Origin of the sequence: Streptomyces incanus, from assembly GCF_042656345.1 — a bacterium.
Classification (GTDB): Bacteria; Actinomycetota; Actinomycetes; order Streptomycetales; family Streptomycetaceae; genus Streptomyces; species Streptomyces incanus.
Map to the genome: position 1 here is coordinate 1 of NZ_JBHSPC010000008.1, position 11711 is coordinate 11711.

Annotated in this window: 12 protein-coding genes; 7 read left to right on the plus strand and 5 right to left on the minus strand. The window is 68.9% G+C overall.

Features of this window, described 5'->3' with window-relative positions; all coding sequences use genetic code 11:
- The first annotated feature begins 276 nt into the window (after nt 1-276).
- On the plus strand, nt 277-1473 hold the full coding sequence (locus ACFP2V_RS02150; RefSeq protein ID WP_381204572.1) for a serine hydrolase domain-containing protein: 1197 nt from the start codon (nt 277-279) through the stop codon (nt 1471-1473).
- 124 nt (nt 1474-1597) lie between these two features.
- Here the strand turns inward: ACFP2V_RS02150 and ACFP2V_RS02155 are convergent, their stop codons facing one another.
- From ACFP2V_RS02155 to ACFP2V_RS02170, 4 genes are all read right to left on the minus strand, one after another.
- Nucleotides 1598-2131 (minus strand): YbjN domain-containing protein, encoded by a 534-nt coding sequence (locus ACFP2V_RS02155; RefSeq protein ID WP_381204574.1) that lies wholly within the window; start codon nt 2129-2131, stop codon nt 1598-1600.
- A gap of 173 nt (nt 2132-2304) precedes the next feature.
- Nucleotides 2305-4902: an ATP-dependent chaperone ClpB gene (gene clpB, locus ACFP2V_RS02160; RefSeq protein WP_381204576.1), complete on the minus strand. Its 2598-nt coding sequence runs from the start codon at nt 4900-4902 to the stop codon at nt 2305-2307.
- A gap of 681 nt (nt 4903-5583) precedes the next feature.
- Nucleotides 5584-5919: a hypothetical protein gene (locus ACFP2V_RS02165; RefSeq protein WP_381204579.1), complete on the minus strand. Its 336-nt coding sequence runs from the start codon at nt 5917-5919 to the stop codon at nt 5584-5586.
- Nucleotides 5920-5922: 3 nt separating this feature from the next.
- Nucleotides 5923-6129, minus strand: coding sequence for a hypothetical protein (locus ACFP2V_RS02170; RefSeq protein WP_381204581.1), 207 nt, complete (start codon nt 6127-6129; stop codon nt 5923-5925).
- Nucleotides 6130-6267: 138 nt separating this feature from the next.
- Here ACFP2V_RS02170 and ACFP2V_RS02175 point away from each other — a divergent pair, with 138 nt between their 5' ends.
- Together ACFP2V_RS02175 and ACFP2V_RS02180 are read left to right on the plus strand one after the other, a co-directional pair.
- A complete protein-coding gene (locus ACFP2V_RS02175; protein ID WP_381204583.1) occupies nt 6268-7245 on the plus strand; it encodes a helix-turn-helix transcriptional regulator in 978 nt (325 codons plus the stop codon).
- A 9-nt stretch (nt 7246-7254) separates the two neighbouring features.
- Nucleotides 7255-8259 carry a helix-turn-helix transcriptional regulator gene (locus ACFP2V_RS02180; protein WP_381204585.1) on the plus strand — a complete coding sequence of 335 codons (1005 nt, stop codon included), beginning with the start codon at nt 7255-7257 and terminating at the stop codon, nt 8257-8259.
- Here ACFP2V_RS02180 and ACFP2V_RS02185 read toward each other — a convergent pair.
- Complete coding sequence (locus ACFP2V_RS02185) at nt 8222-9262, minus strand: helix-turn-helix transcriptional regulator (RefSeq protein ID WP_381204686.1); 1041 nt, start codon at nt 9260-9262, stop codon at nt 8222-8224. The genes ACFP2V_RS02180 and ACFP2V_RS02185 overlap by 38 nt on opposite strands.
- Nucleotides 9263-9546: 284 nt before the next feature.
- Between ACFP2V_RS02185 and ACFP2V_RS02190 the strand changes: the two genes are divergently transcribed.
- From ACFP2V_RS02190 to ACFP2V_RS02205, 4 genes are all read left to right on the plus strand, one after another.
- Nucleotides 9547-9969, plus strand: coding sequence for a helix-turn-helix domain-containing protein (locus tag ACFP2V_RS02190; protein WP_381204588.1), 423 nt, complete (start codon nt 9547-9549; stop codon nt 9967-9969).
- Between the two features lie 70 nt (nt 9970-10039).
- The gene (locus tag ACFP2V_RS02195) at nt 10040-10465 is read left to right on the plus strand and encodes a hypothetical protein (protein WP_381204590.1); all 426 of its coding nucleotides are present in this window, start codon (nt 10040-10042) and stop codon (nt 10463-10465) included.
- A gap of 63 nt (nt 10466-10528) precedes the next feature.
- The gene (locus ACFP2V_RS02200) at nt 10529-10795 is read left to right on the plus strand and encodes a hypothetical protein (protein ID WP_381204592.1); all 267 of its coding nucleotides are present in this window, start codon (nt 10529-10531) and stop codon (nt 10793-10795) included.
- Entirely contained in the window at nt 10788-11705 is a 918-nt protein-coding gene (locus ACFP2V_RS02205) for an ABC transporter ATP-binding protein (RefSeq protein ID WP_381204594.1), read from the plus strand. The genes ACFP2V_RS02200 and ACFP2V_RS02205 overlap by 8 nt, the downstream gene beginning before the upstream one ends.
- Nucleotides 11706-11711: the final 6 nt, after the last annotated feature.

Genomic DNA, 11711 nt, shown 5'->3' on the forward strand with positions numbered 1-11711 from the left:
GTCATGATCACCTTTCCGTCAGCTCCGAACAGGACCGTGTACCCCTCGGGGAACTCGGTCTGCATAATCGCGTCGACGCTCATGGACGGCTCCTTCCCGTGTGGGGTCAGGATACGGCGGACAGCGCCGTGTCATCGAGCCCGGCGGTACGGCTGTGAGACCAGCTGGGACAGGCTCCGCAGACGCCACCCGGGCGCGTGTCCATCCCGGTGGCACCCGGGACGGCGGGGGGTGGGCCGGATGGGTTGTGGGGCGGGTCGTTCCTAGCCTCGGGCCATGTCTCTTCGTCGCTTGTCGCTGTCCGCCGCCGTTCTGGCGCTGGCCGTGTCGGTCTCCCCCTCCGCTGCGGCCTCGCCGGCCGCACCCCGTCCTTCCGTCCCACCCCGTCCCTCCGCCGTGGAGCGGTCCGTGCAGCAGGACGCCGACGCGCTGCGCGATGCCGGGGTCACGGGGGTGTCGGTCCGCCTGGAGACCCCTCGCGGGGCCGTCACCGCCCGCTCGGGTGTGGGCGACCTGGTCAGTGGCCGCCCGGTTCCCGAGGACGGCCATCTGCGTCTGGGCAGTGTCACCAAGACGTTCGTCGCGACCGTCGTGCTGCAACTGGTGGACGAGGAGCGGCTGACGCTCGACCGGACGGTGGAGCAATTGCTGCCCGGCGTGGTGACCGGCGCCGGAAACGACGGCCGTACCATCACGCTCCGCGACCTGCTGCAGCACACCAGCGGACTGTACGACTACACGGCCGACGTGTTCCCCGACCACAGCGCCGAAACGTACTACGCCCATCGGTGGCACGCCTACCGGCCCGCGCAGCTGGTCGCCCTGGCCATGCGCCACGAGCCCGCCTTCCCGCCGGGAACGGACTGGGAGTACTCCAACACGAACTACGTACTCGCCGGGATGGTCATCGAGAAGGTCACCGGCCGCTCCTGGGAGCAGGAGGTCCGCGACCGCGTCCTGCGCCCTCTCGGGCTGCGTCACACGGACATCCCCGGCACCCGGCCCTTCCTGCCTCAGCCACACGCGGCCAACTACCAACAGTTCGCCCCGGACGGTCCGATGGTCGACACCACGATCCCCTACCGTCCCTTCGACCTCGGGGCCGACGGAGCGATGACCGGCACGGCCCGTGACCTCAACCACTTCTTCACCGCCCTGAATCGCGGACGGCTGCTGGAACCCGCCACCCTCGCCGCCATGCGGACCACCGTCCCGATGCCCCGGGACAGTGATCACCCCGCGGGCACCCGGAGCGGCCTGGGACTGTTCTTCACGCCCTTGTCCTGCGGCGGCGGTTACCTCGGCCACGGAGGAAGCGGCTTCGGTTATCTCGTCCGGGCCGCCACCACGACGGACGGCCGTCGCAGCATCATTGTCTCCACGCACAGCCGGCCGGGAGATCCGGACACGGCGGACCGCCAGGAGAACGCGCTGCGCGATCTCGTCGACCACGCCCTCTGCCGCCCCGCGTGAGAAGGCTCGGGCGGCGGGCCTGTGGAGAAGCCGAAGGAGCCCGACTCCGGGACGACCTCTGGGGTCGGTTCCGGGCCGGGCTCCTTCATGTGTACGCGTGTACGCGGCGGGAAGCGGAGGGCTTCTACTCCTCGTCGTCCTCGGGCTTCTCCGCCTCGTTGATCTCCTGCTCCAGGCCGAGCTGCTCGACGAGCCACTTGTCGAACTCGATCGCGGCCCGCACCCAGCTGACCGTCGACGAGACGAAGTGCTCCAGGCTGACGCCCGTGCCGATCAGCATCTGGGCCTCACCGATCAGACGGACGGTGCCGTCGTCATGGGTGTGGGTGTAGACCTTGGGCCACAGGGTGCGGCGGTTCCAGTCGTCGATCGACTCGAGGAGCTGCTGCTTCTCCTCGATCCCGTGCGGCCGGTCGTAGAAGGTCCGCACGGAGAAGATCTGCTGGTCACCCTCCCCACGGAACATGAAGTAGGTACGGAACTGCTCCCACGGCGCCGCGAGGTCACCCTCGTCGTCGACGACGTACTTGAGCTCCATCTGGTCGAGGAGCTGCTTCACGAGGTCCTGATCCGGGACGACGGGGCCCGCGGGGCCCTGGGGCTGCGGCTCCGGCTGCTGGCCCCCGAAGCTGGGAATCGAGGACGGGTCGATGGACATGCTGGGACACTCCTGCGGTCGTCTGGCGTCCGGCCGTGGATGGGACCAGACGTACGTCCCACCCTCTCTCTCTTGGCACGTGCCAGGCAACCTGCCTGGCCGAGGGGTATCCCCACGCGCCGGTCTCCATGATCACATTCCGATGACCATGGAGACCGTACCCCTAGGGGGTATTACAGCGCCTTGCCCGTGGCCGGGCCCACCAGGAGGCCCTCGCCCGCGCGGTCCACGCGGACCGTGTCGCCGTCCTTGATCTCGCCGGACAGGATCTCCTTGGCGAGCCGGTCGCCGATGGCGGTCTGCACCAGGCGGCGCAGCGGGCGGGCGCCGTAGGCCGGGTCCATGCCCTCGTCCGCCAGCCAGGCCAGCGCCTCGGGAGTGACGTCCAGGGTGAGCCGGCGTTCGGCGAGGCGCCGGCCCAGCCGGTCGAGCTGCAGTGCGGCGATGCGCTCCAGCTCGGGCTTGGTCAGCGCCGAGAAGACGACCAGGTCGTCGAGCCGGTTGACGAACTCCGGCTTGAAGGAGGCCCGTACGACCTCCAGGACCTGTTCCTTCTTCTGCTCCTCGGTGGTCAGCGGGTCGACCAGGAACTGGCTGCCCAGGTTGGACGTCAGCACCAGGATCGTGTTGCGGAAGTCGACCGTACGGCCCTGTCCGTCGGTGAGCCGGCCGTCGTCGAGGACCTGGAGCAGGATGTCGAAGACCTCGGGGTGCGCCTTCTCCACCTCGTCGAGCAGCACCACGCTGTACGGGCGGCGGCGCACGGACTCGGTGAGCTGGCCGCCCTCCTCGTACCCGATGTAGCCGGGCGGGGCGCCGACCAGGCGGGCCACGCTGTGCTTCTCGCCGTACTCCGACATGTCGATGCGGACCATCGCCCGCTCGTCGTCGAAGAGGAAGTCGGCGAGCGCCTTGGCCAGTTCGGTCTTGCCGACGCCGGTGGGGCCGAGGAAGAGGAAGGAGCCGGTGGGGCGGTCCGGGTCCGCGATTCCGGCACGGCTGCGGCGTACGGCGTCCGACACCGCCCGGACGGCTTCACTCTGGCCGATGAGCCGCTTGCCCAGCTCGTCCTCCATGCGCAGCAGCTTCTGCGTCTCGCCCTCCAGCAGGCGGCCGGCGGGGATGCCGGTCCAGGAGGCGACGACGTCCGCGATGTCGTCGGAGCCGACCTCCTCCTTGACCATGGTGTCCTTGGCGACCTCCTCCTCGGCCTCGGAGGCGGCCTCCAGGTCGCGTTCCAGGCCGGGGATCTCGCCGTAGAGCAGCTTGGACGCGGTGTCGAAGTCGCCCTCGCGCTGGGCGCGTTCGGCCTGGCCGCGCAGGTCGTCGAGCTTCTCCTTCAGCTCGCCGACCCGGTTCAGGGACTGCTTCTCCTTCTCCCAGCGGGCGTTGAGGCCGCGCAGCTCCTCCTCCTTGTCGGCGAGGTCGCGGCGCAGCTTCTCCAGGCGCTCGAGGGAGGCGGCGTCGGTCTCCTTGCCGATCGCCAGTTCCTCCATCTTCAACCGGTCCACCGCGCGCTGGAGTTCGTCGATCTCGACGGGCGAGGAGTCGATCTCCATGCGGAGCCGGGAAGCCGCCTCGTCGACCAGGTCGATGGCCTTGTCGGGCAGGAAGCGGGAGGTGATGTAGCGGTCCGAGAGGGTCGCCGCCGCCACCAGCGCGCTGTCGGCGATCTGCACCTTGTGGTGCGCCTCGTAGCGGCCCTTCAGGCCGCGCAGGATGGCGATGGAGTCCTCGACCGACGGCTCGGCGACCAGGACCTGCTGGAAGCGCCGCTCCAGCGCCGGGTCCTTCTCGATCCGCTCGCGGTACTCGTCGAGGGTGGTGGCGCCGACCATGCGCAGCTCACCGCGGGCGAGCATCGGCTTGAGCATGTTGCCGGCGTCCATGGCGGAGTCGCCGCCCGCGCCGGCGCCGACGACCGTGTGCAGCTCGTCGATGAAGGTGATGATCTGCCCGTCGGAGTCCTTGATCTCGGCGAGGACGGTCTTCAGCCGCTCCTCGAACTCGCCGCGGTACTTGGCCCCGGCGACCATCGCCCCCAGGTCGAGCGCGACCAGCCGCTTGTCCTTCAGCGACTCGGGCACGTCCCCCTTGACGATCCGCTGGGCGAGGCCCTCGACGACGGCGGTCTTGCCGACGCCGGGCTCGCCGATGAGCACGGGGTTGTTCTTGGTGCGGCGGGACAGCACCTGCACGACCCGCCGGATCTCCTGGTCCCGGCCGATCACCGGGTCGAGCCTGCCCTCGCGGGCGGCTTCCGTGAGGTCGGTCCCGAACTTCTCCAGGGCCTTGTACTGGCCCTCGGGGTCGGCCGTCGTCACGCGGCGCGCTCCTCTCGTCTGCTGGAAGGCGTCCTGCAGCTTCTTCGCGGTGGCGCCCTGCCCGGCCAGCACCTCGCCGGCATCGCCGCCCTTCGCGGCGATGCCGAGGAGCAGGTGCTCGGTGGAGAGGTACTCGTCGCCCAGGTCACGGGCGCGGGCCTCGGCGTCCGCGATGACGGCGAGCAGCTCACGGTTGGGCTGGGGCGGGGCGACGGTGGACCCCGTGACGCTCGGCAGCCCGGCGAGGACGCGCTCGGCCCCCGCGCGTACGGCCGCCTGGTCGGCTTCGACCGCGGCGAGCAGGTCGGTGATGTTCTCGTTGTCCTGCCCTTCGAGCAGGGCGAGCAGCAGATGGGCGGGGGTGAGGTCGGGGTGTCCCCCGGTCAGGGCCCGATTGCCGGCTGCGTTGATCGCGTCCCGGCTCCGGTTGGTCAGCTCGGCGTCCACGTTCGCGCTCTCCTCCTTGCGATCACCGTTCAGCGGCCTTCAGGGCTGACTCGGCTTGGCTGACTCGGCCAGCGTACACAAACTTGAGTCTATTCCACTCAAGGTGAGGACGGGAGGGCCGGAGCGGTCGAGTTCCCGGGCTCCCGCACTCCCGGGTTCCCGGGCATTCCAGCTTCCGGCGCGGCCACCGGCCGCGCACATCGGCCACCGGCACGCACACGACGAAAACGGAGCACGGCGAGCGTCACGGCACGAGGCGGACGCGAAGGGGCGGTGCCGGGGGTGAGAGCGCGGTGCGGACACGAAAGGCACGCGGCGGGCGCGCACGCCGGGAACGACGACGCCGGTCGTGGGTGACACTGAGGAGCGGCGCGCCGCGCGGGCCGGCCGGGGCGCACGGCGAAGGTGCGGCCGGGGCGCCACGGGCGGGCGCCGCCGGTACCGGATCCGGCGCGGGAGGTCATGGCCATCACGCTCACACGCGCGAGGAGGCAGGGGTGATCCGGCGGTGAGGCAGCGGTGAAGATCCGTAGCGTCCGACGACCGGTTCCGGCCATCACCCGATCCTGGCCATACCCGGAAATGTCCCCGAAAAATGCAGTGGCGTCACCGTGTTCAGGTCACGGTGACGCCACTGCCGGGGGAAGCGCCTGCGCGATCTTTTACGACGGGGGAATCGCGTCAGGCACTGCGGGGGGTGGCCGAGATGGTCCGGGGAGCGGGAGAGTCGGACTCCACCTGCTCATGGTCCCGTTGATCCAGGTTCACAAAGATCATTCCGTACCGGATGGCGCACCGCACGGGTTGCGGCGCCCCACGGGGCCTTCGCAGGCACCGGTACGCCCGTACGTCCTGGTCCTCCTCGCGCGTGACGACGACCGGTTCACCGAACACGGTCACCATCAGGGAGTCACCGCTGTGGGGGAGAGCGGTGACCAGGTCGATGAAGTGCCACCCGGACCGGTAGGCGGTGGCCATCTCACGGCGGAAGGATCGGTCGTCGGGAGGCGCGGTCATCACTCAGCCCCAACTGCTGTCGTTCGTGACCACGGGAGCGGCCACACCCCAGCTACTGTCCCCGTTCACGGACTTGGCGCCCACCACCGGTCCCCAGCTGCTGTCCGCCCGGACGTCACCCTCCGTGCCGGCCAGGCCGCTCAGTGCCCCGAAGGCCACGACGGCGGAAAACGCGGCGACAAGCACCGAGTGAAGCGTTCTCTTGCGCATAGTCGGCTTCGTCCTCACTCGAAGATCACCCTTTTCCCCCGTCACGTACGACGATGGCTCATTCGGACACGTCGTGGCCACACAATCGGTGCATCATGTTCCTGCATGTTCAGGACCCTGTGGGGTGGAGATTTGACAATGAATCGGACCAATGAGGCACATCCCCATGCGGTCACCGAACTGTGCGAGGCCGGCAGCCGTCTCTATGCCGACGCCCTGCGCGCGGGCCGCATCACCCGCACGGACGTGGAGCCCGCTCCCTGCCTGATGGAGCTCGCCCTGCTGCACCCCGATCCGGACGACCCCACCTGGCTGCGCCCCCTCTCCCCGGCGGTGGCCCTGGCCCACCGGCTCAACCCGCTGGAACGGGAGATCACCGAGCGCAGGCGGATGTCGATCGAACTGGCCGACGCCTTCGAGCCGTTCATGGCCCTCAGCGCCCAGACGACGATGACCACCCACTCGATCACGGTGCTGGAGGGCTTCGGCCGGATCAACGCCGCCCTCGATCTGGCCACCGCGCAGTGCCGGTCCGAGATGCTCACCGTCCAGCCGGGCGGCCGTCGGCTGGAACACACCCTCGCCCAAGGGCTGGAGCGCGACCAGCAGCTGACCGAGCGGGGGGTGCGCATCCGGACCCTCTACCAGCACACCGCCCGCCACAGCCCCGAGACGCTGGCGTACGTGGCACGGTTCGACACCAGCAGGGTGGAGTACCGCACCATCGACGAGCTCGTGGAGCGGCTCATCATCTGCGACGAGACCGTGGCCTTCATCCCCACCCGTGACGACCGTCAGGTCGCCTTGGAACTGCGCCACCCCGGCCTCGTCCGCTACCTGATCAAGGTCTTCGAGTTCATGTGGACCCGTGCGGTCCCCCTGAGCATGGGTGCCCCGTACGAACCGGCCTCGGACGGCCTCACGGACATCCAGCACTCCATCGCCAAGCTCCTCGTGGAGGGCCACGTCGACGAGGCCATCGCCCGGCGCCTGGGCATGAACGTCCGCACCTGCCGCGCCCACATAGCCAAGCTGGCCTCCGCCCTCGGCAGTGGCAGCCGCGCCCAACTGGGCTACCTTATCGCCCAGTCGGGGATCCTCGAACGGGAGAACTGAGAACCGGGGATGAGCGAGCCACACGTGACGGCCAAGACGCACGACCACGGAGCGGAGGAACTGTGCGGGGCGGGGACGGAGTTGTACGCCCGTTCCCTGCACGAGGGGCACGTCCGTGCGCAGGAGACTCGCACGGCTCCCTGCCTGGTCGATTTCGGGCTGCTCCATCCGGCCGTCGAGGACCCGAACCGCCTGGAGCCCACCGAACCGACCGTCGCCCTTCACCGGATGCTGCGGGCCTGCGAGGCGCGGATCGCGGACGAACGGCGGCGCGAGGAGCGGTTGGCCGAGACATTCCAGCCGCTCATGCGAATCGGCGGGCCCCTCGCGACGGGGACGGACACCCCGGCGATCCGGGTTCTCAGCGGCTCGGAGCGGATCAACAGGGCGCTCTTCGAAGCCCTGTCGGAAGGGACCGGTGAACTCCTGTGCGTCCAGCCGCACAGGAACCACTACAGCTCCGAGCGCGGAGTGGCGGCTCAGGCCCTCGCCCTGGAACGCGACCAGGCCTTCCTCGATCGCGGTGGCCGTATCCGCACCCTGTACCCGCACAGCCAGCGCCACGTGTTGATGGTCATCGCGCGATACGAGCAGTTGAGGGGTGACGCGGAGGCCCGCACTCTCGACGAAGTGACCGACCGTCTCATCATCGTCGACCGGACCGTCGCCTTCGTCCCCTCCGACAGTGACGGCCGCGTCGCGCTGGAGATCCGGCACCCGACGATCGTCAACTACCTGGCCACCGCCTTCGACCGGTTCTGGCGGCTCGCCACGCCGATGTACCCCCAGGCGGTCCGGCAGCCCACGCTGGACGGCGTCACGCCCCGCCAACGCGCCCTCGCCCGCCTCCTCGTCGAAGGGCACACCGACGCCGTCATGGCCGACCGTCTCGGCATGAACGTCCGCACCGCTCGCGTGCACATCGCCAAGCTCGCCACGACCCTGGGCAGCGGGAGCCGGGCTCAGCTCGGTTACCTCATCGGGCAGTCCGGGATCCTCGATCAGGAACCGTGACGGAGGCCGCCGCCGATCGCGGCGGGCCGTCCAGGCCGGCCTGGGCCATTTTGACGCCCAGTTGGGTACGGCTGGCCGCGCCCAGCGTCTCCGACAGGCGGGCGATGTGGGCCCGGCAGGTGCGCACACTGATGCCGAGGCGCTCCGCGATCACCGCATCCTGGTGGCCCTCCGCGAGCAGCGCCGCGATGGACCGCTCCCGGTGCGAGATGCCCTCGATGCCGGTGTCGGGGAGCGGGGCGGCCAGGGGGAGGGCGAGCCGCCACAGCCGCTCGAAGACCGTGCCCAGATACTCCACCAGCGCCGGGTGCCGCAGCTCCAGGGCCATCGAGCGCTCGGCGTTGGCGGGGATGAAGGCGACCGTGCGGTCGAAGAGGATCAGCCGCTCGGTCACCTCGTCCAGGGTGCGTGCCTCCACCGCGTCGCCCATCAGCTCCAGGTACGTGTGCAGTCCCTGGCCGTGCCGGGCCACATGCGTGTAGAGGTCCCGCATCCGCACCCCGCGTCCGCGCAGCGCCGTCGCCCGGTGCAGGCCCTCCGACAGCTCCGCCTCGCGCCGGATGCCGCCGGGCTGGACCGTCAGCACCTCCGTGGTGCACGCCTGCGTCGCCTCGTCCATCGCGGCCTGGATACGGGCCACGCCGTCCAGCACCCGGATCGCCGGGCCCTCCGTGGCCGAGGGGGAGGCGGGCCCCTGGCGGCCGAGGCCGGCGTACCACTCGAAGGCCTCGACGGCCGAACCGACCCGGCGCTGGCTCGCGCTGACCTCGTCGTACATCCCGCGCAGCAGCCGGGTCATGACCTCCTGCGGGGCGGTCGGCACCAGCCAGTCCATGTCGTCGGGATCCGGGTGCAGCAGGGCCAGGTCCAGCAGACAGGGCACCGGCTCCGCGTCCCGGCGCGGCACCCGCCCGCGCCGTACGGCCCGGGAGTACACGCGATCCCCGATGTCGCACAGCCGGTCAGCACCATGCGGATGCTCGTCCGTCCCGCGCCCGGCCATCGCCCGTCCCACCCCCGGTTCAGCCACTTTCCGATGCGCAACTATGCGCGGACACACCCTGCTCCGCAACACGGCTCGGCCGCACATCCGCCCCTTTTCATCACTTTAATCACCGTATATCAATCCCCTCTGCATGCCTCATTGCAACAAGATGAGGGTGGCATCCGGGCACGCATTGATGCGATTGTCGATGATCGCTCAGGGATTCCGTCGGGCGCCTGACGCTGCCGCGACCACGGTGACAGTCGCCGCACCGACGCACCACGGGGAAGGGGAAAACCACTGTGACCAGGTGGGACGCCAACGAGTCGATCGACAAAGCAGGTCTCGCGATTCCTCCCGAGGAGGACAACAGAACGAAGAGCATCGTCGCACCGAGCGACGCCGGGACGACCCAGGATGCGACAAACCGTCTCCGCGTCTCACAGGATTTCGATTTCGATCAGCTGACGGACCGAGAGCGACAGGTCCTCGCACTTCTCGCTGATGGTCCATCCAATCGCGTAATCGCCAGGCGGCTCGGCATAGCGGAACGCACCGTGAAAGCACATCTGACAAGCCTGATGCGAAAACTGGGCATTCAAACGCGACTCGAAGCAGCCTTGCTCTCCAACCTGCACAGCGAAGTCATGCCTCTTGGAGAAGTGCCCGTAAGGGCTATACCCCAAGGTCCAATGGGCAGAGCAGTCTCCCGTACGGCACCTTGATTCCCGTCGGCCGGACAGGCCGGCCGGGCGCCCCACCAGGGGCGCCCCCATGGAATTAAGGGGAGGGACTATGCACAAGAAGACACGCATGATCGCTGCTTCGGTGGTGGCCGCTGTGGCTCTGGGTGTGGCTGCACCCGCAGCCTCGGCCGTTTCTGCTCATCGGACCGTTGCCACTGTCGCGTCGTCGCACAGTGCCGCAGCGTCGTCGGCCACGGTGGAGGTGTACCCCGAGGTCGAGCTCAGCTCCGAGGCCGCGGCCCGTGCGGAGGGCGAGGTGGTCGCGCAGGGCAAGCTCGGCGCGCTCAAGACGCTGCTCAAGAAGAGCAAGCCGCTGTTCAAGGCAGCCGTGGAGGCCGCGAAGAAGGGGAAGGCCGCCTTCGACAGGTGGGTCAACAGCCTTTCGAACCTCAATCCTTTCAAGTGGGCCATCAAGGCGTCGCCGAACTACATCATCACTGAGCTGATCGCCTGGCTGGTCCAACAGGTCATCTGATCGAACGAAGCGGGGTTCCTCCCGGCCTCGGGGAGGAACCCCGCTCCATGAGAGGAAGAACGTATGAAGAAGCCGCTCGGACAGGCAGTCGCGGACAACATGTGGGGAATGGCAGCGTTATTCGTCTGCGCTTCTTTCATTTCGTTTGCTTTCATTCACACCGAGAGCGCGAGAACGGTCGGCTGGGTTCTCTACTACTGCGGCTGGATACCGCCCGTGGGCATGAGTCTCTGGTGTCTGGCACGGCGAGAAAAGCTCGGCATCGGCGCTCTGTTTTCGTTCACCCTGCTCATCGTGTCCGGATGTCTCTTCTGGTTGAACCATGGCTGATCCGGCAGCCCCGTCACCTTTGGCAACCGCCCGGGGCCTGACCAAAAACTTCCGCGGCCGCCGAGTACTTTCCGATGTTTCCCTGCAGTTGTCTCCGCACCGGGTGACCGGATTCCTCGGGGCCAACGGGGCGGGAAAGACCACGGCCATCCGGATGATGCTCGGCCTGTTGCCGGGGGAGGGTGAAACGCTGTTCATGGGGCGCTCCCTCGCGCAGTGGCGCGCTCCGGCCGAGGTGGTCGGCGCAGTTCTCGGCGGCGTCGCCGGACACCCCGAGCACTCGGTGCGGACGCACTTGAGAATGGTGGCCGCCGGCATCGGCGTTCCGGTTGAACGTGGGGACGAGAGCCTGAGCCGGGTCGGCATGCAGGAGGCCGCCGGGCTGCGCCTCGGGCGTCTTTCCCTCGGCATGGGGCAGCGCGTGGCGATCGCACAGGCGCTCCTGGGCGATCCCCGCGTCCTGATCCTCGACGAGCCGACCAACGGACTCGACCCTCACTCCGTGCGTTGGCTGCGTGGCTTCCTCCGGGCCTTCGCCGACGACGGTCGCGCCGTTCTGGTGTCGAGCCATCAGCTGGCCGAGATGGAGCAGTCGGCTGACGATGTCGTCGTCCTCGCGAGAGGCCGAGTCGTCGCCGACACGTCCATGGCAGATCTCTCCAAAATCGCTCACGGGCGAGTCGGCGTGGAGAGCCCCGCGCTGGACAAGTTGACGCACCTGGTCGAGCAGCGGGGCGGGACCCTCGTCGTCACCGGTCCCGGTACCGCCCGCATCACAGGACTGTCGAGATTCCGGGTCGGAGACCTGGCGGCCGAACACTCGGTGCCGTTGCACTGGCTGGACGAGCGGGCGACCTCGTTGGAGGAGTTCTACCTTTCCGTTGCCGATCAGGAATACGAGAGCCGATGAGTTCCC

Excerpts from the sequence above, each read along its gene's own strand:
- ACFP2V_RS02195 (WP_381204590.1), top strand. The coding sequence starts at position 10,040 with ATGCACAAGAAGACACGCATGATCGCTGCTTCGGTGGTGGCCGCTGTG.
- ACFP2V_RS02200 (WP_381204592.1), top strand. The coding sequence starts at position 10,529 with ATGAAGAAGCCGCTCGGACAGGCAGTCGCGGACAACATGTGGGGAATG.
- ACFP2V_RS02150 (WP_381204572.1), top strand. The coding sequence starts at position 277 with ATGTCTCTTCGTCGCTTGTCGCTGTCCGCCGCCGTTCTGGCGCTGGCC.
- ACFP2V_RS02180 (WP_381204585.1), top strand. The coding sequence starts at position 7,255 with ATGAGCGAGCCACACGTGACGGCCAAGACGCACGACCACGGAGCGGAG.
- ACFP2V_RS02185 (WP_381204686.1), bottom strand. The coding sequence starts at position 9,262 with ATGGCCGGGCGCGGGACGGACGAGCATCCGCATGGTGCTGACCGGCTG.
- ACFP2V_RS02165 (WP_381204579.1), bottom strand. The coding sequence starts at position 5,919 with ATGACCGCGCCTCCCGACGACCGATCCTTCCGCCGTGAGATGGCCACC.
- ACFP2V_RS02175 (WP_381204583.1), top strand. The coding sequence starts at position 6,268 with ATGAATCGGACCAATGAGGCACATCCCCATGCGGTCACCGAACTGTGC.
- ACFP2V_RS02170 (WP_381204581.1), bottom strand. The coding sequence starts at position 6,129 with ATGCGCAAGAGAACGCTTCACTCGGTGCTTGTCGCCGCGTTTTCCGCC.
- ACFP2V_RS02205 (WP_381204594.1), top strand. The coding sequence starts at position 10,788 with ATGGCTGATCCGGCAGCCCCGTCACCTTTGGCAACCGCCCGGGGCCTG.
- ACFP2V_RS02155 (WP_381204574.1), bottom strand. The coding sequence starts at position 2,131 with ATGTCCATCGACCCGTCCTCGATTCCCAGCTTCGGGGGCCAGCAGCCG.